Raw genomic sequence first — 19997 nt, forward strand, 5'->3', positions numbered from 1 at the left:
ACTAGGAAGAACGATGCCCGGGCTGGTCCCGGGCATCCCGTTTGACGGCGGGTTGCTGTGGATGGCCGGTAGGCCCGGCCGCGGAATGGCACACGAAATGCTACCGTCGATGCCCTTGGCACCCGCTTGCCACTGAACCTGGAGCCGCGCACCCGCGATGTCCAAGCGCGACTATTACGAAATCCTCGAAGTCTCCCGCACGGTCACCGACGGCGAGCTGAAATCGTCCTACCGCAAGCTCGCCATGAAGTGGCATCCGGACAAGAATCCGGGCGATGCGCAGGCGGAGCTGCGGTTCAAGGAGCTCAGCGAGGCCTATGACATCCTGAAGGACGGGCAGAAGCGCGCCGCCTATGACCGCTACGGCCATGCCGCCTTCGAAAATGGCAATGGCGCGGCCGGCGGACCGGGCTTCGGCGCCGATTTCGCCTCCACCTTCTCCGACATCTTTGATGATCTGTTCGGCATGGGTGGTGCCCGCGGGCGCGGCGGCCGTGGTGGCGGTGGCCGAGAGCGCGGCGCGGACCTGCGCTACAACATGGAAATCACGCTGGAGGACGCGTTCGAGGGCAAGGACGCGACGCTCAAGCTGCCGACCTCCGTCACCTGCGAGACCTGCTCGGGCACCGGTGCCAAGGTCGGCACGCAGCCGACCGCCTGCCGCACCTGCCAGGGCTCCGGGCGCATTCGCCATGCGCAGGGCTTCTTCACGCTGGAACGCACCTGCCCGACCTGCCAGGGCCGCGGCCAGGTGATCGAGGATCCCTGTCCGGCCTGCGCCGGCGCCGGGCGCACGACGCGCGAGCGCACGCTGCAGGTCACCATTCCGCCCGGCGTCGAGGACGGCACCCGCATCCGCCTCGCCAATGAGGGCGAAGCCGGCGCCCGCGGCGGCCCGCCGGGCGACCTCTACATCTTCCTCTCGATCGCGCCGCATGAGTTCTTCCAGCGCGACGGCGCCGACCTGTTCTGCCGGGTGCCGATCTCCATGGTCACCGCGGCGCTCGGCGGCACTTTCGAGGTGCCGACCATCGATGGCGACAAGACCAAGGTGAAAGTTCCGGAAGGCACCCAGTCCGGCAAGCGCTTCCGCCTTGCCGGCAAGGGCATGCCGGTGCTGCGCACCCGCAACAGCGGCGACATGTATGTGCAGGTGGTGGTGGAGACGCCGCAGAACCTCACCCGACGTCAGCGCGAATTGCTCGCCGAATTCGACAAGGAATGCTCGACCAACACGCATCCCGAGTCGGCCGGATTCTTCGCCAAGGTGAAGGACTTCTTCGCCGGCGAGGCGGAATGACCCGGAGCAGGGCTTGCATGAAGCGACGAGACGATGTTTGCCCGCTCCTTGTTATCGAACCGTCACTGCGAACGCTTAAGGCAAATCGGCGCAGATTCGCGCGCCGCGTCGCCCGGCGCTTGACCCGTCCCGCTGCTTCCGTCTAATCGCGAAGGTCCGCCCGGCCGGACCGAAGGAATCCGAACGGCATGCTGCACGCTCTCGCCAAGAACCGCTCCGCCAAGAAGTCCGCTCCCGACGAGGTTCGCTTCCTCGGCTCCTGGCTCCAGGATCCGTTGCGAACCGGCGCTGTCTCGCCCAGCGGCCGAGCACTGGCACGGACCATGGCCGGCTATGTCGATCCGGCGCATGACGGGCCGGTGATCGAGATCGGACCGGGCACCGGGCCGGTGACGGCGGCGCTGGTGGCGCGCGGCGTCGCTCCCGAGCGGCTGGTGCTGATCGAGTACAACCCCGAATTCTGCAACATGCTCAAGGCGCGCTTCCCTGGCGCCACCGTGATCCGCGGCGATGCCTACAACATGGCGAAGACGCTGAACGGCTCGCTTTCAAGCCCGGCCATCGCCGTGGTCTCCAGCCTGCCGCTGTTCACCAAGTCGGTGGCGATGCGGCACGACCTGCTGGACCAGGCCTTCAGCCTGTCGCGGCCGAACGCACCCTTCATCCAGTTCACCTATGCGGTGGTCTCGCCGATGCCGCTGTCGCCGGAGCGCATGAGCGCACATGTCAGCCCGCGCGTGTGGTTGAACCTCCCGCCGGCGCGGGTTTGGGTCTATCGTTCCGCCAAATCCCACGGCTGAACGGAAACCAATGCGCGCACCGAAGATCGTCACCTTCGCCGGCTCGATTCGCACAGGCTCCTATTCGGCCGCTCTCTCCGCCCTGGCGGCGAAGGAAATCGCGCTGCTCGAAGCCGAGCCGGTGCATCTCTCGCTCGCCGACTATCCGCTGCCGATCTATGACGGGGATCTCGAGGCCCGCGACGGCGTGCCCGAGAACGCCAGGCGCCTGCGCGACCAGCTCGCGGCGGCGGACGGCGTGTTCATCGTCACTCCGGAATACAATGCCGGCGTGCCGCCTCTGCTCAAGAACGCCATCGACTGGGCGAGCCGGGTGCGCGGCGGCGAAGGCGATGCCTTTGGCGGCCCCGCCTGGGCCATCGGCTGCACCTCGCCGGGCGCGCTCGGCGGCTATCGTGCCTCGCAGATGCTGCGCCAGAGCCTCGCACTGGGGCTCAATTGCCTCGTCCTCGGCGAGCAGGCCATGGTCGCCAACGCTTCGCAGGCGTTCGACGAGGCCGGCAATTTCAAGGACGACAAGCAGACCGCGCGGTTGCGCGGCGTGCTCAAGAAGCTTATCGACCTCTCCGCGCTGCGCGCCGGGTTGCGCGCATGAAGATTGTGCGCGCCTGAGGATTGTGCGCGCATGAGGATTCTCGGCGCTTGAGAGGCGAAGTGGTGAGCCCTGCCCCGACCGACCCGCGCGACCGGCTGATCGTCGCCCTCGACCTCTCCTCGCTGCGTGCGGCCGAGGACGTCGTCTCCCGGCTTGGCCACACGGTGAGCTTCTACAAGATCGGCTATGAGCTGGGCTTCGCCGGAGGGCTCGGCTTCGCTCGCGAGCTGATCGGCGAGGGCAAGAAGGTCTTCATCGACTTCAAGCTGCACGATATCGGCAACACCGTGGCCCGCGGCGTCGCCAGCCTCGCCGCGCTCGGCGCCAGCTTCGCTACCGTGCATGCCTATCCGCAGACCATGCGGGCGGCGATGGAAGGCAAGGGCGCGAGCCCGCTGCGCATTCTCGCCGTCACCGTGCTGACCTCCTATGACGATGCCGACCTTGCGGAAGCCAGCTACGCCGCCGGCGTCTCGGACACGGTGCATCGGCGCGTGAGCCAGGCGCGCGACATCGGCATTGACGGCATTGTCTGCGCCCCGACCGACGCGGCGATGGTCCGCGGCATCATCGGAGCGCGCCCCGCCATCGTGACGCCGGGCGTGCGCCCCGAAGGGAGCGCCGCGGGCGACCAGAAGCGCATCGCGACGCCCGCCGCGGCCATCAAGGCGGGCGCGGACCATCTTGTCGTCGGCCGGCCCATCGTCGCCTCGCCGGACCCGGCCGGCGCGGCGCGGGCAGTGCAGGCGGAGATCGCGGCAGCGCTCGCCACGCCCTGAAACCGAGAAGAACGGCAGGAAACCATGGCCAAGGGATACTGGATCGCCCGCCTCGATGTGTCGGACGCCGAGGCATACAAGCCTTATGCGGAGGGTGCAGGTCCTGCGATCGCCGCGTTCGGCGGGCGTTTCCTGGTGCGTGGCGGCGCGTTCGAGACGCTGGAAGGCACCTCGCGCAGCCGCAATGTCCTGGTCGAGTTCAAGGATTACGACACCGCGCTGGCCTGTTTCCATTCCCCGGAATACCAGGCGGCTTACGTAAAGCGCCTGCCGGTATCCACCGGCGAGCATCTCATCATCGAGGGCTATGAGGGCGCGCAGCCGGCGGCAAGCGTGATCGAGGGGCCGGCCAGCGGGCCGGGCACCGCCTACTGGATCATGCGCATCGACGTCCACGACATGGAGACCTACAAGTCCTATGTCGCGGCCGATGCCATCGCCATCGAGAAGTATCGCGGCTGGTTCCTGGTGCGCGGCGGCAGGCACGAGGCGGTGCAGGGCCCGGCCCGCTCGCGCAACGTGGTGCTGGCCTTCAAGGACCATGAGACCGCGCTGGCCTGCTACCGTTCCCCGGAATATCAGGAAGCCTATGGCTTCCGCCGCGTCTCGGCGGAAGCCGAGGTGATCGCGATCCCCGGTACGGAATAGGAACGGTCGCCGCAAACGACTCAAAACGGCGCGATCATTGGCGCCGTGCTGTGGACAAGGCGCGGTGCTTCTGCTATCTGCGCACACCTCGGCAAGTCGGTCGTCGGCGCCTCAGCGTCCCCGCTTGTCTCTGTCATCAACGCAGACGCTCTCGAAGCGACGCTCGAAAGAGGGACACACGTGCAGGTTCTCGTCCGGGACAACAATGTCGACCAGGCCCTCAAGGCTCTCAAGAAGAAGATGCAGCGCGAAGGCATCTTCCGCGAGATGAAGCTACGCGGCCATTACGAGAAGCCGTCCGAGAAGCGTGCCCGCGAGCAGGCCGAGGCCGTGCGCCGCGCCCGCAAGCTGGCTCGCAAGCGCGCCCAGCGCGAAGGTCTGCTCCCCTCCAAGCCGAAGACGGTCGCTCCGGGCCGCTGAGGCGGGATCGCCGGCCTTTCCGGCCGGATTTGTCAGATTTGAAAGCGCGGTCGGGATGCCCCGGCCGCGCTTTTCGTTTGCGAGGATATTCCGAAGCGTTCAGAGCGCGCGGCGGCCGCTGAGCTGGTGATAAATCCACAGCACGATCACGGCGCCGATCACCGCGACAATCAGGCTGTAGATGTTGAGGCCGGTGACCCCGGCAGCGCCGAAGAAGTTGAACAGGACGCCGCCGACGACGGCGCCGACGATGCCGAGCACGATGTCGAGCAGCATTCCCTGACCGGATTTGTTGACGATCTTGCTGCCGAGCCACCCGGCAATAAGGCCCAGGATAATCCAAGCGATAACCGACATGACGTTCCCTCTCCTCGCCGGCACTCCGGCGTTTTGCCGATGTCTCCCGTGCGAGGCCCCTCGCCTTGATTCGAGAACACCGCGGTAACGATACGCCCGCTATGGCACCTTGCCAAATTGTCGCGGCAGGCCCACGTTTCGCTTGCCTGAATAGCGCTCAGCCCAGCCTCGGGAGGCCATAATGGGACTGTTCGACGACGCCGTACCCGGCGGAAACATCGCCAAACCGATCATGATCGCGCTCGGCGCTCTCCTCGTCAGCAAGATGCTGGCCGGCAAGAGCGAGCCCGACCAAGCTTCCCTCAACCCGCAACCGCTGCCGCCCGCTGAGACGCCGAGCGCGACGCCCGATGGCGGCCTGCTCGGCGGCCTTGGCGGCCTGCTCGACAAGCTGAAGAATGGCGGCCTCGCCGATGCCGCCGACAGCTGGGTCAGCACCGGGCAGAACAAGCCGGTGCAGCCGGGCCAACTCGGCTCGGCACTCGGCCAGCAGACCATCAGCGATCTCGCCAAGCGCGCCGGCATGAGCGAGCAGGAACTGCTCCAGCAACTCTCGCAAGTGCTGCCTGGCGTAGTCGACAAGATGACGCCAAACGGCCAGCTGCCGAATCTCAGCCAGATCGCATCGATGTTCGGCCAGCGCTGAAGGCGTTATCCGAATTAATCAGCGTCATCCCGGAGCGGCCGCAAGGCCGTATCCGGGATTGCCTGCAACGACGCAGTCATGGCCGGGCTTGTCCCGGCCGTCCACGGTTGCTCCATCGTCAAGAACGAGGATGCCCGGGACAAGCCCGGGCATGACGGATTCATTGGCAGTCAGCGTTAGACAAAACCCGGATCACTGCCGGTTCAGCGGCACCGTGTATTCGCCGGCGCGGATGCGGCCGGCGAGGCGCTCGGCAAAGCCCGCCGCGGCCTCTTCGCCATAGGTGGCGACCAGCGAGCGGATCGCCGTGAACAGCGCCGCCTGGGCAAGGCAATCTTCATCGAGACCGTCATAGACCGCCTCGTTCCAGGCTTCATCCAGATAGGCGAGCGCGGCATGACGCTCGTCTTCCAGCACCTGGTCGGTTTCACCATCGAAATGGAGCGGGTCGGGAACGTTCGACACTGCATACCTCCGCACGCCGCCGCTGACGTGCCGAATCAAAACATAGCACGACCGAGCGGCCGGTCGGTCCAAGTTTTGAGAGAAGGTTAACATCAAGGCGCGAATTCGACGTAAAGACGCTTAGACGTTGAATCAATTGCTTCCGTAGCGCGTCGCGATGTCGCGGGAAAGCTTGGCGCCCTCATCGAGGTAGCGCGCGCTGGCAAGTCGCGCCGAAGGGGTGCAGGCCCGATAGACCTGCGCATAGCTCGAATAACCGCGATTGAAGCTGGCCACCAGTTGCGCGCGCCGCGCGTCGGAAGGCGCCTCGGCCTCGATCAGGCCCTGCATCTCGTCGCGCCAGCGATTGCCTTCGCTCGCCCCGCAGAGCGGGCGCAGATAATGCAGCGCGCCGAGCACCTCGGCGAGGTGCATCATGTCGGTATCGTAAGGCGGCGCAGCGCCTTCCGCCTGCTGCGCGCGGGCCGGCGCCAGCAGGAGAATCAGGAGGAGCGGGGCGAGAAGTGCGCGCATGCGAAGGTTTCGTGCCCCCGGCAGAGCGCGCGGTCAAGGGGACACGGTTAACAGGCGCACTCAGAACTCGACGTCGAGCTCCTCCAGCTCGTCCGGCTCGACCTTCGCCGCCGCGCTCCATTCCATGATCGCCGGATGCGACAGCACCAGCTTGCAATAGGCCTTGGTCGCCGGGTCGAGCTTCACGTCATAGGTGGTGAAGCGCGAGCAGACCGGAGCGTACATCGCGTCCGCCATCGACATGGCGCCGAACAGGTAGGGCCCGCCATAGGTCTTCAGGCATTGGCGCCAGATGGCGAGGATGCGGTCGATGTCGGCCTGCGCCCCGGTCCACACCTTGAAGCCGGGGTGCTGGGCCTTGATGTTCATCGGCAACGCCGAGCGCAGATTGGCGAAGCCGGAATGCATCTCGCCGCAAATGGAGCGGCAATGGGCACGTGCTGCCTTGTCCTTGGGCAGCAGCCCGGCCTCCGGTGCCAGCTCGTGCAGGTACTCGGCGATCGCCAGCGTGTCCCAGATGCGCATCCCCTCATGTTCCAGGCAGGGCACCAGGAAGGACGAGGATTGCAGCAGCAGCTCGGCGCGGATCGAGGGATCGTCGGCGGAAAGCTGCTTCTCGGCGAAGTCGAGGCCGGCCATGCGGCACAGCAGCCAGCCGCGCAGCGACCACGAGGAATAGTTCTTGCTACTCAGGGTGAGCGTCGCCTTCGGCGGAGCGGCCGGGGCCTTTGCCGGCTTAGACGCAGCGGATCTGGGCGCAGCGGGTTTTGTGGGAGCGGCAGTTTTGACAGCCTTCGTCGCAAGAGCTTTCGCTGCGGGCGCTTTCGGCGGAGGTGCCTTGGCTGACGAGTTCGCATCGGATTTCGTCCCCGCTCCGGACGCCGGCCTGGATGATGCCGGCTTGGATTTCGAGCTCGGGGCACGCATGGTCGGGGATTCCTGTTCGCGAAGGCGGGATGTGGGCGAGCTCTGTGCAATCACAGTTCGTGCCACCTGTCGTGACAGTCGGCATCGCATCGCCGGTCCCCGACCAAAAAAGACTTTGTGCGCCGCGCCTTGGTGTTATCGCGCAAACAATGGAAATGCATTAAGTTCGATTTTCACGGTATCCGCTTCCCGGTCGCTCCTGGCCGCTCGCCATACCCTGACGGGCGACATCACATGATCTATGCCGCCTACCAGGCGCAGGCCGACCTGATGGATCCGGTGCGCCAGATGGCGCGCATGTCGCGGCGCATGATGGATATCGGGTTCAACGGCTTCGGCGACACGCCTTTCCTGCGCAACATCGCCGCCGGCCTCGAAATGGTGGAGCGCGCCGGCCTCAGCCACGTCCGGCCGGCCTTCGCCATCGATGCGGTCGAGGTCGGCAACCGGCTGGTGGACGTTGTCGAGGAAGTCAGCCTCAAGGCCACGTTCGGCTCGCTGCTGCACTTCCGGAAGGATGTCGACCAGCCGCAGCCGCGCGTGCTGGTGGTGGCGCCGCTCTCTGGCCATTTCGCGACGCTGCTGCACGGCACGGTGAGGACGCTGCTGCCGGATCACGACGTCTACATCACCGACTGGCACAATGCCCGCGACGTGCCACTTTCCAGCGGGCCGTTCGGCTTCGACGATTATGTCGCGCACATCATCCAGTTCCTGGAGGCCATCGGCGAAGGCGCCCATGTGCTCGCGGTGTGCCAGCCCTGCGTGCAGGTGCTCGCCGCCGCCGCGGTGATGGCACGGGACGACAATCCGGCCCAGCCGCACAGCATGACGCTGATGGCGGGCCCGGTGGACACCCGCATCAATCCGACCACGGTCAACGAGTTCGCCACCTCGAAGCCGCTCGACTGGTTCGAGCGCAACCTGATCTCGACCGTGCCGGCCGGTTTCGCCGGCGCCGGGCGGCGGGTCTATCCCGGCTTCGTGCAGGTCGCCGCCTTCATGGGCATGAATCTCGAACGGCACATGAAGGCGCATGTCGAATTGTTCGAGAACCTCGCCTCCGGCGAGACCGCTAAGGCGCAGACCTCGAAGACCTTCTACGACGAATATTTCGCGGTGCTGGACCTCGCCGCCGAATTCTACCTTGAGACCATCCGCATCGTGTTCCAGGAACACGACCTGCCGCGCGGGGTACTGACCTATCGCGGCGATACGCTGGATTTCCGCGCCATCCGCCGCACCGCCCTGCTCACCGTGGAAGGCGAGCGCGACGACATCTGCGCGGTCGGCCAGACGGTGGCGGCGCAGGACATCTGTTCCGGCCTGCGCCCGCACCGCAAGCGCCACCACATGCAGGCCGGCGTCGGTCATTACGGCGTGTTCAGCGGCAGGCGCTGGCAATCCCAAGTCTATCCGCTGGTGCGCAGCCATATTCTCATGGCGAGCGACTGAATTCATCCGGGCGGTACTTGCGTGACCGTGCGTTGCATCGTAGAAGGCACGCGCCCCCTCGACCCGCGCAGCATTAACGTCACGCGCACGTCACGGTTGACGCGGCACGCTCTCCCCCGCATCGTTCGCTGCTGGCCGTTATAGCCGTGCCGGTACTTTGTGGACTGTATTTCTACCCTCGAAACCCTAGGAGGTTCCATAGAATGACCGATTGGCCGGTCTACGCCCATATTGATGGTCCCATCGTGATGATCGGCTTCGGCTCGATCGGACGCGGCACGCTCCCGCTCATCGAACGGCATTTCACCTTCGACAAGGCGCGCTTCACGGTGATCGACCCGGTGGACAAGGATCGGGCGCTGCTCGATGAACGCGGCATCCGCTTCATGCAGCAGTCGGTCACCCGTGAGAACTACCGCGAAATGCTGACCGCGCTGCTCACCGAGGGCGGCGGGCGCGGCTTCATCGTCAATCTCTCGGTCGACACCTCGTCGGTCGCCATCATGGAACTCGCCCGCGAGCTTGGGGCGCTCTATATCGACACCGTCATCGAGCCGTGGCTCGGCTTCTATTTCGACAAGTCGGCCGGCCCCGCCGCGCGCTCCAATTATGCGCTGCGCGAGGGCATGCTCGCCGCCAAGCGCGCCAATCCGGGCGGCCCGACCGCGATTTCCTGCTGCGGCGCCAATCCGGGCATGGTGTCCTGGTTCGTCAAGCAGGCGCTCATCGACGTCGCCAAGGATATCGGCCTCGCCTTCGAAGAGCCGACCAGCCGCGAGGGCTGGGCCGCGCTGATGCAGAAGGCCGGCGTGAAGGGCATCCACATCGCCGAACGCGACACCCAGCGCGCCCGCGATCCGAAGGCGATGGGCGTGTTCGTCAACACCTGGTCGGTCGAGGGCTTCGTGTCCGAAGGCCTGCAGCCGGCCGAGCTCGGCTGGGGCACGCACGAGACCTGGATGCCGGAGAATGGCCGCACCCATGACGCCGGCTGCGGCGCCGCGATCTATCTGCTGCAGGCCGGCGCCAACACGCGCGTGCGCACCTGGTGCCCGACACCGGGCGCGCAGTTCGGCTTCCTGGTGACGCACAATGAGGCGATCTCGATCGCCGACTTTTTCACCGTGCGCGAAGGCGAGGCGGCGGTCTATCGCCCGACCTGCCACTACGCCTATCACCCCTCGAACGACGCCGTGCTGTCGGTGCACGAGATGTTCGGCGCCGAGGGCCGGATGCAGGGTTCCTGGAAAATCCTGACCGAGAAGGAGATCGTCGACGGCAAGGACGAACTCGGCGTGCTGCTCTATGGCCACGCCAAGAACGCCTATTGGTACGGCTCGCAGCTCGACATCGTCGAGACCCGCGAACTTGCGCCCTACCAGAATGCCACCGGAATGCAGGTGTCCTCCGCCGTGCTGGCCGGCATGGTGTGGGCGCTGGAGAATCCGGACGCCGGCATCGTCGAAGCCGACGAGATGGATTTCCGCCGCTGCCTCGACGTGCAGAGGCCCTATCTCGGTCCAATGAAGGGCTATTACACCGACTGGACGCCACTCGATAACCGCCCGGGCCTGTTCCCGGAGGATATCGACACCTCCGACCCCTGGCAGTTCCGCAACGTTCTGGTGCGGTGAGCGCCGCGAGTAACTGTCGCAAGGTGTAGGCCCGAGCCTGCAAGGAGCCTATATGCTTGGCCGACAGGTACAGGCTGAGGCTTACATGGACCAGACGACAATGCCGCCGCGGACACCGTCCGCGGACGGGCATCTCCCGGCGGGCCACCCGCCGGTTGCTTCCGGCAAGATCGGCGTGCTGATCGTCAATCTCGGCACGCCGGACGCCACCGACTATTGGTCGATGCGGCGCTTTCTGAAGGAATTCCTCTCCGACCGGCGCGTCATCGAGGTGAATCGCGCGCTGTGGTGGTTCGTCTTGAACGTCATCATCCTGTCCCGGCGACCGCAGGCCAAGGGCAAGGATTACGACACCATCTGGAACCGCGAGCGCAATGAGGGGCCGCTGCGCACCATTACCCGCTCGCAATCGGACAAGCTCGCAGCCAGCCTCGGCCCGAAGGACCCCCGCCTCGTCTTCGACTGGGCGATGCGCTACGGCAATCCTTCGATCCCGGCGCGGCTCGAAGCGCTGCAAAGCCAGGGCTGCGATCGCATCCTGCTGGTGCCGCTCTATCCGCAATATGCCGCCGCGACTTCGGCAACGGTGTGCGACAAGGCGTTCGACGCGCTGAAGACCATGCGCTGGCAGCCTTTTCTGCGCGTGGCGCCGCATTGGCCCGCCGAGCCCGCCTATATCGAGGCGCTGGCCAACTCGATCGAACGCGGGCTCTCCGCGCTCGACTGGGAACCGGAGATCGTGCTCGCCTCCTTCCACGGCATACCGAAGGAGTATTTCGACAAGGGCGATCCCTATCACTGCTATTGCTACCAGACGGTGCGGCTGCTGAACGAGCGGCTCGGCTGGCCGGAAGGACGGCTCAAGCTGACCTTCCAGTCCCGCTTCGGCAAGGCGGAGTGGCTCCAGCCCTATACCGACAAGACAGTCGAAGCGCTGGCGAAGTCCGGGGTGAAGCGCATGGCGGTGATCACCCCCGGCTTCGTCGCCGATTGCCTGGAGACGCTGGAGGAGATCGCCGGCGAGAACGCCGAGATCTTTCACCACAATGGCGGCGAGAAATTCCACTTCATCCCGTGCCTGAACGACACCGCCGACGGCATCAAGGTGCTGGAGGCGGTGGTGCGTCGGGAATTGTCGGGATGGGCGGAGTTGGGTTGAGGCTACCTTTTGACCGAGCCACGTCATCCTGAGGTGCTCGGCAAAGCCCGAGCCTGGAAGATGCCCACCGGAACGTCGTCTTCTGCTTGAGCATCCTTCGAGGCTCGCGCTGCTCGCGCCTCAGGATGACGTGGCTTTGAGTACCGACCCCACAAAACAAAACGGCCGGCGCTCGCGCGCCGGCCGTTCCGTATCCGATAGAGACTAGAGGATCGCGAGAGCGATCACTCGGCCTTTTCGGTCGCCTTCTTGAGCGCGGCGCCGAGGATGTCGCCGAGCGAGGCGCCCGAGTCGGACGACCCGAACTGCGCCACGGCTTCCTTCTCCTCGGCGATCTCCAGCGCCTTGATCGACACCTGGACCTTGCGGGCCTTGCGGTCGAACAAGGTGACGCGGGCGTCGAACTTCTCGCCGACGGCGAAGCGCTCGGGGCGCTGGTCGCCGCGGTCGCGAGCGAGCTCGGAACGCTTCACGAAGGTCGACATGTCGGTGCCGATGATCTTCACCTCGACGCCGCCGTCCTTCACGTCGGTGACTTCGCAGGTGACGATCGCGCCCTTCTTCAGCTCGCCGGCATCGGCGAAGGGGTCGCCAGCCAGCTGCTTCACGCCGAGCGAGATGCGCTCCTTCTCGACATCGACGTCGAGCACCACCGCCTTGATGATGTCGCCCTTCTTGAACTCGTCGATGACCTGCTCGCCCGGACGGTTCCAGTCGAGGTCGGAGAGATGGACCATGCCGTCCACATCGCCGTCGAGGCCGAGGAACAGACCGAACTCGGTCTTGTTCTTGACCTCGCCTTCCACGGTGGCGCCCGCCGGATACTTCTCGGCGAAGGCTTCCCACGGATTCTGCAGGGTCTGCTTGAGGCCCAGCGAGATGCGGCGCTTGACGGGATCCACCTCGAGGATCGCGACCTCAACCTCCTGCGAGGTGGAGACGATCTTGCCGGGGTGGACGTTCTTCTTGGTCCAGCTCATCTCGGAGACGTGGATCAGGCCTTCGATGCCCGGCTCCAGTTCCACGAACGCGCCGTAGTCGGTGATGTTGGTCACGCGGCCCTTGAAGCGGGCATTGACCGGGTACTTGGCCTCGATGCCCTCCCACGGATCGCCGAGCAGCTGCTTCATGCCGAGCGAGATGCGGTGGGTCTCGTGGTTGATCTTGATGATCTTGACCTTCACCGTCTGGCCGATGTTCAGCACCTCGGTCGGGTGGTTGACGCGGCGCCAGGCGATGTCGGTGACGTGCAGCAGGCCGTCAATGCCGCCGAGGTCGACGAACGCACCGTAGTCGGTGATGTTCTTGACGACGCCGTCAATGACCTGACCCTCTTCGAGGTTCTGCACCAGCTCGTGGCGCTGCTCGGCGCGGGTCTCTTCCAGCACGGTACGGCGGGAAACGACGATGTTGCCGCGGCGGCGATCCATCTTGAGGATCTGGAACGGCTGCGGATTGTGCATCAGCGGGCCGACGTCGCGGATCGGGCGGATATCGACCTGCGAGCGCGGCAGGAACGCCACGGCGCCGTCGAGATCGACGGTGAAGCCGCCCTTCACCTGGTTGAAGATCACGCCGGTGACCTTCTCCTGGGCATTGAACGCCTTTTCGAGGCGGACCCAGCTCTCTTCGCGGCGGGCCTTGTCGCGCGACAGCACGGCTTCGCCGAGCGCGTTCTCGACACGCTCGAGATAGACTTCGACTTCGTCGCCGACCTTCAGGGCCGAGTCACGGCCGGGGCCGGAGAATTCACGCAGCGCCACACGACCCTCGGTCTTCAGACCGATATCGATGATGGCGAGGTCCTTCTCGATGGCAACGACGATGCCCTTTACGACGGAACCTTCCATCAGCTCGGAATCGCCGAAGCTGGCTTCCAGCATCGCGGCGAAATCATCACGGCTCGGATTGAAGGCGGTTTGAGTTACGGACATTTAAGCTCCTGGCAGCCAGTGGATTGCGCCGGCACGGGGTTGATGAAATCTCGGAACTCCACGGGCGCCGGGTTCTGGCGTTCCCGGCGCGATCCAGCAAAGCCGGACCCGGCGCTGTGGCCGTGTCGATCGAGATGTGCGTCTTAAGCTTGCGGCGGCGCCGGCCTGAACGAAGGCTGCGCTGTCGCGGGTGTCCGGCACCGGATGACGGTCACGGGGGGCTGGCCTCCCAGCATCGGAAGCGCGGTCTACCGCACTTCCGGCCCTCCCGATCGGCCGTCACCAGTGAGATGGTGGCCAGAACGAGCGCTGCAATAGCGCAAGCGCCCGCCCTGAGCAAGCATCCGAGCCGCTTTGCGGGGCCTTGAGGCCGCCGGCGGGTTCAATTGGACGTGCGGGACCTTCCCTATATGGGAAGCCGCCGGCGCAACAGGTAGGTATCCATGATCCAGCCCTTGCGGAGGCGGGCGGCGCGGCGGTCTTCCAGTATGGCGCCGCCGATCTCCTGGACCGGCCCGGCGCGCAGCATCTGGTCGGGCGTGCCGAGATAGGCGCCCCAATGGATTTCGAGCTCGCGCTCCAGCACGCTGGCGAGGCCGGTGCCGTCATCGAGCAGCACGGCGATGGTGCTGAAATCCTCCGGAAAGCCCTCGGCAAGCCGGCGGCCGGTGGTCACCAGCACCGGCTCGCCAATGGCGTTGAGCGGGATGCGGTGCGCGGCGGTCAGCGCGTGGAGCGCCGAGACGCCGGGGATCACCTCGACCTCGAAGGGAACCGTGTCGGCGGCGTGGACCTGATCGAGGATGCGCAGCGTGCTGTCATAGAGTGAGGGGTCGCCCCAGACCAGGAAGGCGCCGACGCCGTCCTCGCCGAGTTCGTCCGCCATCAGCCGGGCATAGAGCTCGGCCCGCGCATCGTGCCACTCGGTGACGCCGGCCCTGTAGTCCTGGCGCGCAGCGTCGCGCTTCGGGCTGTCGGCACGCACGATGCGATAGCCCGGCTTCTCGATGAACCGCGTGCAGATCTCCTCGCGCAACCGGATCAGGTCCGCGGCCTGCTCGCCCTTGTCGAGGAAGAAGAGTACCTCAGCCCGGTTCAGCGCGGCAATCGCCTGGACCGTCATATGGTCCGGATTGCCGGCGCCGATACCGATGACGAGGATGGTCCGCATGCCGGGTTTACTTCGCGTCCGGCATCAGCCCGCGCGCGGTGAAGACGCGCTTGGCGATGTAGAGGGCGTCGAGCGCGGCGGGGAAACCGGCATAGAGCGCCATCTGCATGATGACCTCCACCACCTCGTCGCGGCTCGCCCCGACATTCAGCGCCGAGCCGATATGCACTTCCAGCTCGCGCTCGGCATGGCCGAGCGCGACGAGGCCGGCCACCGTCGCCAGCATTCGCGTGCGCAGATCGAGGCCGGGACGGGAATAGATATCGCCATAGCCGAACTCGAAGATATAGCGGGCGAAATCCGGGGCGATCTCGGCCATCGCCTCCATCACCTTCTCGCCGCTCTGGCCGGTGATCTCCTTCAGCCGCGCTTGGCCGCGCGCGAGCCGGTCATCCTCATCGCTCATGTGCCAGTCTCCGCACGGCGGCGCTCGACGATGGCGACCGCCACCAGCCAACTCTGATCCTTGTCCAGCAGGGTATTGTCGAGCACCACCGCATCGGGCGCCTGCTTCAAGGGCGCGGCGCCACGCCCGGCATCGCGCTCATCGCGGCGCCTGATGTCGGCCAGCACGTCGTCAAACGTCACGGTCTCGCCGCGATCCAGAAGCTCACGCAGGCGCCGCTCGGCGCGCGCTTCCGGCGTCGCGGTGACGAAGATCTTCACCTCGGCATCGGGGGCGATCACCGTGCCGATATCGCGCCCATCGAGCACCGCGCCGCCGGGCTGGCGGGCGAAATCCTGCTGGAGCTTCAAGAGCGCCGACCGCACTTCGGGGATCGCGGCAACGCGTGAGGCCGCCTCGCCGACCGGACCGGCCTTCAGCGCTTCCTCGGTGAATTTCGCCAGATCGAGCGTGCGCGCCACCGCCACGGCGGCCGAGACATCACCGAGATCGCCGCCGGCGGCGAGCCGCGCGGCGCCGACCGCACGATAGAGCAGGCCGGTGTCGAGATGCGGCAAGGCGTAATCCGCCGCTATCCGGCGCGCCAGCGTGCCCTTGCCGGAGGCGGCGGGACCGTCAATGGCGACGATCATGCGACCTCGATGCCCGCGCCGAGGCCGCGCATCAGTGGCACGAACGCCGGGAAGCTGGTGGCGACGAAGGTGATGTCATCGATCGCTACCTGCTTCTCGGCAGCCAGCCCCATGACCAGGAAGCTCATGGCGATGCGGTGATCCATATGGGTGGCGACGAGACCGCCGCCGGCGACGCGTCCGATTCCTTCGACGATCAAGTCGTCACCCTCGATGAAATATGTGACGCCGTTCACGCCGAGGCCGTCGGCGACGGCGGCGAGGCGGTCGGATTCCTTCACCCGCAATTCGGAGAGACCGCGCATCCGCGTCGTGCCCTGCGCGAAGGACGCCGCCACGGCCAGCACCGGATATTCGTCGATCATGGAGGGCGCCCGCTCCGGCGGCACCTCGACACCCCTCAGCGCGGAGCCGCGCACCCGCAGGTCGCCGACGCTCTCGCCGCCCTCGGTACGCTCGTCCAGCACCTCGATATCGCCGCCCATCTCGCGCAGCGTGGTGAGCAGGCCGGTGCGCAGCGGGTTCATCATCACGCCTTCGATGATCACGTCCGAGCCCGGCACGACCAGCGCCGCCACCAGCGGGAAGGCGGCGGAGGACGGATCGGCCGGCACATGGATCGGCGCCGGCTTCAATTCCGGCCTGCCCCTCAAGGTGACGCGGCGGCCATGGGTGCCGAATGGCTCGACCCGGACCTCGGCGCCGAAATGGGTGAGCATGCGCTCGGTATGATCGCGGCTCGCCTCCTTCTCAGTGACGCTGGTCTCGCCCGGCGCCCCCAACCCGGCGAGCAGCACCGCCGACTTGATCTGCGCCGATGCGACCGGGCTCTCATAGGCGATAGGGGCGAGATCGCGCGGGCCCTTCAGGGTGACCGGCAGCCGCCCACCCTCGGCGGCCTCGACCACCTGCACGCCCATCATGGCGAGCGGATCGAGGATGCGCTTCATCGGCCGGCGGCGCAGGCTCGCATCGCCATCGAAGGTGGCGGTGATCGGGTTGCCGGCGACCATGCCCATCATCAGCCGGGCGCCGGTGCCGGAATTGCCGAAATCGAGCGGCGCGTCGGGTGTGCGCAGGCCGCCGATGCCGACGCCGTTGACCCGCCATGCGCCGTCGCCAACCCGCTCCACCTGCGCACCCAGAGCGGCGCAGGCTTTCGCGGTGTTCAGCACGTCCTCGCCTTCCAGCAGGCCGGAGATACGGGTCTCGCCGATGGCAAGTGCGCCGAAGATCAGAGCGCGATGCGACACCGACTTGTCGCCCGGAACGCGCACGCGACCCTTGAGCGGCCCGGTCGCGCTGGCGTTCGCCGGAACGGCAGGGGCGGCGCCATGATGGCTGGCGGTGGCGGACTGGGACATGAAAGCGGCCTCGGCGTGAGCGGAACGGCGCTCTCTAGCATAGGGGTGTTAGCGCCGTCACGACGTGCAATTCCGGCCTTGACTCTGCCACAAGCTTAGTTCATCCGGAGCGACCCTTTTTCACAGCCATTTCCCGAGGTCAAAGCCAGTGGCGAAGCCAGAACTTGGCACCAAGCGCATTTGCCCCGTGACGGGCCGCAAATTCTACGATCTGAACAAGGATCCGGTGATTTCGCCCTATACCGGGCAGATCGTGCCGATCGCAGCGCCGGTCGCCTCCCGCTCCTCGCGCAGCAGCGAAGCCGCCCGCGCCGCCCCGGTCGCAGCGGCTCCCGATGTCGAGCCGGAGGAGACTGCCGATATCGAACTCGTCTCGCTGGAGGACGCCGACGACGAGGCCGCCAGCAGCACCAAGACCGCGGCGCTGCCGGACGACGATATCGATGTCGAGGACGAGGTCGAGAGTGACGACGAGGATACCTTCCTCGAAGAGGATGAGGACGGCGACGACGACGTCACCGACCTGATCGGCGACGGCATCGAGGACGACGAAGAGCCGTGAGCCTGGAGCCGTGAGCTTTCGCTTTTCCCGTCGGGCCATCGCGGCCTGACGGGATTTTGCCTGCGGCATGGGGACGGAACCGGGTAACCGGCAAAACGAGACTTCTGGTCAAGACGAGGCTTGCAGTCTTCCGCCCCATGTGCTTTACGACCGTTCCGCTCCGGGGCGATGCCCCTGAGCGATCAGCCGGACGAAAGTCCCAGGCCGCGACGCGAAACCTCGGTTTCCCTCTCGCGCCGTCCGGCGACCCCCGGTGGGGCCATAGCTCAGTTGGGAGAGCGCTTGAATGGCATTCAAGAGGTCGGCGGTTCGATTCCGCCTGGCTCCACCAATTCATAATCCCAAAGCATCGACACTATTCAGGTTTCGGGCGCCCCCGAGAGCCCCCCAACGCGCGGCGTGGGCAGGTGGGCTCTCCTATGCGACTAGCCTATTTTTTGGCCTTGAATTTTGATCGGCAGGCTTCTGGCCCGGCGATGCCCTGGATGCGTTCAGTCTCGCGGTTGATTGTTGAGCAACGAATCGCCAGAGTGAACGTCGTCTGACGATGGGCAACGTGGCACATCGCTTTGGTTTGGAAGGTATCGTCGATGAAAGTTTTGTCGGGACTAAAGGGCGGACTCCTCGCATTGGCAATGCTGTTCGGCGCGGTATCAATGGCGAGTGCCGCTGACGGCTCTATCAGCCTGCGTATCTTCAAGGCCGGGTTCGTGGTCGGCGGATCAGCCGGAGACGGCGTGCTGACGTTTCAGGGCCGCAAATATCCGCTGTCGATCGGGGGGCTGAGTTATGGCTTCACCTTCGGCGCTTCAGAGACCCGATTTCGTGGAAGGGTCAGAAATATCCGACGCCCGTCCGACATTTCTGGGGTCTATGCCCAGGGCGGTGCCGGCGCCGCCCTTGGAAGGGGCGCGCAAGTCATCGTCCTAACTAACCAGAACGGCGCCATTTTGGAGCTGGGTGGTGAGCAAAAGGGCGTAATCGTCAGCCTCGATTTGAGCGGACTGGCTTTGTCGCTGAAGTGAGGGTTGCCATGGAGTATCGGCGCCCTCAATGAACTCCGCCCACGCCTCCATCAGCCTCCGGCGCTTCTCCAACGCGTGACTGCGACTGAGCGGGAGCTCGCGTCCGCCGATCCAGAAAACATGCAGCAGTGGCATGTCTCTGGATCGGCGGCTATGGCGCGGATCACTCCGGGCGATCGCTGCACTCGCGAGCGCGAATTGCGGGTGCCGGACCGCGGCCGAAGTCGTGCACGCTCGGCGCGCGCAAATGGAGGGCATCTTCGGTTTGCCGATGGAAGCGTTCTCGGCGCGCGTGCTCACCCCGCCGGACGCTTGCGACGTCGCCTATGGCCCGCCGACCGTCGCGAATGCGCGGACGCGCCGGATCTTGCTAAAGCATTTCCCGATCAGATGGAATCATCTGATCGAAGAGGAATTGCTCCAGCTTATTGAATCTAGAGCACTTTCTTATCGTTCGGATGTTCCATCCGAACGGAAAGGGCTCTAGAGGCCGGCCAGTCGGGCCCGCACGGAGCGCCCTAGTGCCACTTCATGCTCTCAACCAGGAATCAGGCCGGCCGTACGGAAATTGTCGATCAACTCGTCGAAAAGACTCACGTCCGCGCGGCTTCGGGCCATCAACTGCGCGCCACCAACGGCCGCGAAGATCGCGCGAGCCCTTGCCTCACATTGGCTTGCAGGAAGGGACGTTGCGGAGAGCATCCGCGTGAGCCAGGCCACGTTGACATCGGCAAAGGTCTGCACCTCGATCTTCACTGCGTCCGGCAGGTCGTCATACTCGGCAGCCATGAAGCCGCAGAGGCACATCCGATTGTCTTCCTCCAGCGATCGGCGGAAGAGGCCGGGATAGGCCTGGAGCACTTTGACCGGATCGCTGATCGCCGCTGAAAGAGCTTCGAGATTCGCGGCCGTCACTTCCCAGTAGCGCTTCGCTACCGCTGCGCCCAACTCGGCCTTGCCAGGAAAATGGTAGTAGATGCTGGCCGCCTTGATCCCAGCCTGCGCGCCGATATCGCGGATGTTTAATCCCACATAGCCGTGCGCCTGCGCCGTGCGCCGCGCCGCCTCCAGGATCGCTTCCCTCGCGTTTTCACTCATGCGGGTGATCTCACGTTGATTCTAACAGTCGTTAGTTAGGGGATTGACTGCCGAATTTAAAGCCCTTAGGTTTTTCCCTACCAAACGTTAGTTAGTTCCATGACTGA

At 65.6% G+C, this 19997-nt stretch carries 23 protein-coding genes, 1 tRNA gene and 1 pseudogene; 15 read left to right on the forward strand and 10 right to left on the reverse strand.

The window, feature by feature from the left end:
- Nucleotides 1-157: 157 nt before the first annotated feature.
- From dnaJ to rpsU, 7 genes and pseudogenes are all read left to right on the forward strand, one after another.
- A complete protein-coding gene (gene dnaJ / locus G3545_RS18360) occupies nt 158-1300 on the forward strand; it encodes a molecular chaperone DnaJ (RefSeq protein WP_170014710.1) in 1143 nt (380 codons plus the stop codon).
- Between the two features lie 188 nt (nt 1301-1488).
- Nucleotides 1489-2100, forward strand: a complete 612-nt coding sequence (locus tag G3545_RS18365; protein WP_170014711.1) for an rRNA adenine N-6-methyltransferase family protein — start codon at nt 1489-1491, stop codon at nt 2098-2100.
- 10 nt (nt 2101-2110) lie between these two features.
- A complete protein-coding gene (locus G3545_RS18370) occupies nt 2111-2695 on the forward strand; it encodes an NADPH-dependent FMN reductase (protein WP_170014712.1) in 585 nt (194 codons plus the stop codon).
- A gap of 59 nt (nt 2696-2754) precedes the next feature.
- The gene (gene pyrF / locus G3545_RS18375; protein WP_170014713.1) at nt 2755-3474 is read left to right on the forward strand and encodes an orotidine-5'-phosphate decarboxylase; all 720 of its coding nucleotides are present in this window, start codon (nt 2755-2757) and stop codon (nt 3472-3474) included.
- A gap of 24 nt (nt 3475-3498) precedes the next feature.
- A pseudogene (locus G3545_RS29760) lies at nt 3499-3771 on the forward strand (DUF1330 domain-containing protein); the annotation flags it as partial.
- 39 nt (nt 3772-3810) lie between these two features.
- Nucleotides 3811-4122 (forward strand): DUF1330 domain-containing protein, encoded by a 312-nt coding sequence (locus G3545_RS29765; RefSeq protein ID WP_281411735.1) that lies wholly within the window; start codon nt 3811-3813, stop codon nt 4120-4122.
- Between the two features lie 180 nt (nt 4123-4302).
- A complete protein-coding gene (gene rpsU, locus G3545_RS18385; protein ID WP_170014715.1) occupies nt 4303-4542 on the forward strand; it encodes a 30S ribosomal protein S21 in 240 nt (79 codons plus the stop codon).
- Nucleotides 4543-4641: 99 nt separating this feature from the next.
- Here the strand turns inward: rpsU and G3545_RS18390 are convergent, their stop codons facing one another.
- Entirely contained in the window at nt 4642-4899 is a 258-nt protein-coding gene (locus tag G3545_RS18390) for a GlsB/YeaQ/YmgE family stress response membrane protein (RefSeq protein ID WP_170014716.1), read from the reverse strand.
- Between the two features lie 181 nt (nt 4900-5080).
- Between G3545_RS18390 and G3545_RS18395 the strand changes: the two genes are divergently transcribed.
- On the forward strand, nt 5081-5545 hold the full coding sequence (locus G3545_RS18395; protein ID WP_170014717.1) for a YidB family protein: 465 nt from the start codon (nt 5081-5083) through the stop codon (nt 5543-5545).
- A 192-nt stretch (nt 5546-5737) separates the two neighbouring features.
- Here G3545_RS18395 and G3545_RS18400 read toward each other — a convergent pair whose 3' ends face one another.
- The 3 genes from G3545_RS18400 to G3545_RS18410 all read right to left on the reverse strand — a co-directional run bounded on the left by G3545_RS18400 (nt 5738) and on the right by G3545_RS18410 (nt 7216).
- Entirely contained in the window at nt 5738-6010 is a 273-nt protein-coding gene (locus tag G3545_RS18400) for a hypothetical protein (RefSeq protein ID WP_170014718.1), read from the reverse strand.
- Between the two features lie 132 nt (nt 6011-6142).
- Entirely contained in the window at nt 6143-6523 is a 381-nt protein-coding gene (locus G3545_RS18405) for a TIGR02301 family protein (protein WP_170014719.1), read from the reverse strand.
- A 60-nt stretch (nt 6524-6583) separates the two neighbouring features.
- A complete protein-coding gene (locus G3545_RS18410; protein ID WP_170018148.1) occupies nt 6584-7216 on the reverse strand; it encodes a glutathione S-transferase family protein in 633 nt (210 codons plus the stop codon).
- A gap of 468 nt (nt 7217-7684) precedes the next feature.
- Here G3545_RS18410 and phaZ point away from each other — a divergent pair, with 468 nt between their 5' ends.
- The 3 genes from phaZ (at nt 7685) to hemH (ending at nt 11698) form a co-directional block, all read left to right on the forward strand.
- Nucleotides 7685-8905, forward strand: coding sequence for a polyhydroxyalkanoate depolymerase (gene phaZ, locus G3545_RS18415; protein ID WP_170014720.1), 1221 nt, complete (start codon nt 7685-7687; stop codon nt 8903-8905).
- 203 nt (nt 8906-9108) lie between these two features.
- Nucleotides 9109-10539, forward strand: coding sequence for a homospermidine synthase (locus G3545_RS18420; protein WP_170014721.1), 1431 nt, complete (start codon nt 9109-9111; stop codon nt 10537-10539).
- An 85-nt stretch (nt 10540-10624) separates the two neighbouring features.
- Nucleotides 10625-11698: a ferrochelatase gene (gene hemH / locus G3545_RS18425; protein WP_206151276.1), complete on the forward strand. Its 1074-nt coding sequence runs from the start codon at nt 10625-10627 to the stop codon at nt 11696-11698.
- A gap of 224 nt (nt 11699-11922) precedes the next feature.
- Here the strand turns inward: hemH and rpsA are convergent, their stop codons facing one another.
- From rpsA to aroA, 5 genes are all read right to left on the reverse strand, one after another.
- Complete coding sequence (gene rpsA / locus G3545_RS18430) at nt 11923-13632, reverse strand: 30S ribosomal protein S1 (RefSeq protein ID WP_170014722.1); 1710 nt, start codon at nt 13630-13632, stop codon at nt 11923-11925.
- 406 nt (nt 13633-14038) lie between these two features.
- The gene (cobF, locus tag G3545_RS18435; RefSeq protein ID WP_170014723.1) at nt 14039-14803 is read right to left on the reverse strand and encodes a precorrin-6A synthase (deacetylating); all 765 of its coding nucleotides are present in this window, start codon (nt 14801-14803) and stop codon (nt 14039-14041) included.
- A gap of 7 nt (nt 14804-14810) precedes the next feature.
- Complete coding sequence (locus tag G3545_RS18440; protein WP_170014724.1) at nt 14811-15209, reverse strand: carboxymuconolactone decarboxylase family protein; 399 nt, start codon at nt 15207-15209, stop codon at nt 14811-14813.
- A complete protein-coding gene (gene cmk / locus G3545_RS18445) occupies nt 15206-15841 on the reverse strand; it encodes a (d)CMP kinase (protein ID WP_170014725.1) in 636 nt (211 codons plus the stop codon). The genes G3545_RS18440 and cmk overlap by 4 nt, the downstream gene beginning before the upstream one ends.
- Nucleotides 15838-17205, reverse strand: a complete 1368-nt coding sequence (gene aroA, locus G3545_RS18450) for a 3-phosphoshikimate 1-carboxyvinyltransferase (RefSeq protein ID WP_170014726.1) — start codon at nt 17203-17205, stop codon at nt 15838-15840. Before aroA ends, cmk begins: the two co-directional genes overlap by 4 nt.
- A gap of 148 nt (nt 17206-17353) precedes the next feature.
- On the opposite strand from aroA, the gene G3545_RS18455 reads away from it, so the two are divergent.
- From G3545_RS18455 to G3545_RS18470, 4 genes are all read left to right on the forward strand, one after another.
- On the forward strand, nt 17354-17767 hold the full coding sequence (locus tag G3545_RS18455) for a TIGR02300 family protein (protein ID WP_170014727.1): 414 nt from the start codon (nt 17354-17356) through the stop codon (nt 17765-17767).
- A gap of 255 nt (nt 17768-18022) precedes the next feature.
- Nucleotides 18023-18098: transfer RNA gene (locus G3545_RS18460), tRNA-Ala, on the forward strand.
- 259 nt (nt 18099-18357) lie between these two features.
- A complete protein-coding gene (locus G3545_RS18465) occupies nt 18358-18792 on the forward strand; it encodes a hypothetical protein (RefSeq protein ID WP_170014728.1) in 435 nt (144 codons plus the stop codon).
- 247 nt (nt 18793-19039) lie between these two features.
- The gene (locus tag G3545_RS18470) at nt 19040-19279 is read left to right on the forward strand and encodes a hypothetical protein (protein ID WP_170014729.1); all 240 of its coding nucleotides are present in this window, start codon (nt 19040-19042) and stop codon (nt 19277-19279) included.
- A 50-nt stretch (nt 19280-19329) separates the two neighbouring features.
- Here G3545_RS18470 and G3545_RS18475 read toward each other — a convergent pair whose 3' ends face one another.
- Nucleotides 19330-19890: a TetR/AcrR family transcriptional regulator gene (locus tag G3545_RS18475; RefSeq protein WP_170014730.1), complete on the reverse strand. Its 561-nt coding sequence runs from the start codon at nt 19888-19890 to the stop codon at nt 19330-19332.
- Nucleotides 19891-19997: the final 107 nt, after the last annotated feature.

Source organism: Starkeya sp. ORNL1, assembly GCF_012971745.1.
Lineage (GTDB): Bacteria > Pseudomonadota > Alphaproteobacteria > Rhizobiales > Xanthobacteraceae > Ancylobacter.